The following is a 571-nucleotide window of genomic DNA, read 5'->3' as shown; positions in this document are numbered from 1 at the left end:
CTGCCGTTTGAATCAGGATTAATGTTATGACTTGCTGCTATTTCTAAATCTGAGTATGGATCAACAACTAGGTTCGCTGCTGAGCACCCAAATAAAGCCATTGAAATTAATAACAAAATATATTGGTAAAACTTTTTCATCACCCTAATTCCTAGCCTTTGTTTTTTATTGCTAATTCATAGTGCTTAGCGAAGTCTTCTAAATAGAACGGAGACTCTTTATTGATAATATCATCGGATAGCTTTTCGTGAATATCCTCAAACCTCTTCCAACTTTGAGCATATTTTCTAGCTGGAATAACCTTATTAATAACCGTGTCTTTCGCTAAAGCATCTGAGTATATAGAAGTAGGTTCAACAAGTGACATAACACTCGAAACCGTACCTTCAACACCTTTCATTAAGGCTTGCTCATGACTTTCGATGTCATTAAATGCTTCTTTAATGGCTGCATTTGGCTTTAAGAAGCTAGCAGTTTGACGGTTATATAAGTTATGAATCGCATCTTCTAAGTTTGCAGAAAACTTTAAAGGGTTATTTTCTGACTTACGAAATGCGGTATGACTAAGTCG

The 571-nt window shown here is 35.6% G+C and carries 1 protein-coding gene and 1 pseudogene; both read right to left on the bottom strand.

Annotated features, from left to right (window positions below; all coding sequences use genetic code 11):
* Positions 1-140 (bottom strand): annotated as a pseudogene (locus tag IQR33_RS32130) (type VI secretion system lipoprotein TssJ); the annotation flags it as partial.
* Between the two features lie 11 nt (positions 141-151).
* The coding region (gene tagH, locus IQR33_RS02530; protein ID WP_193843482.1) for a type VI secretion system-associated FHA domain protein TagH at positions 152-571 on the bottom strand (420 nt) is incomplete at its 5' end.

It is taken from the genome of Vibrio sp. OPT46, assembly GCF_015163535.1.
Lineage (GTDB): Bacteria > Pseudomonadota > Gammaproteobacteria > Enterobacterales > Vibrionaceae > Vibrio > Vibrio alginolyticus.
This window is presented reverse-complemented; position numbering and strand designations above follow the sequence as displayed.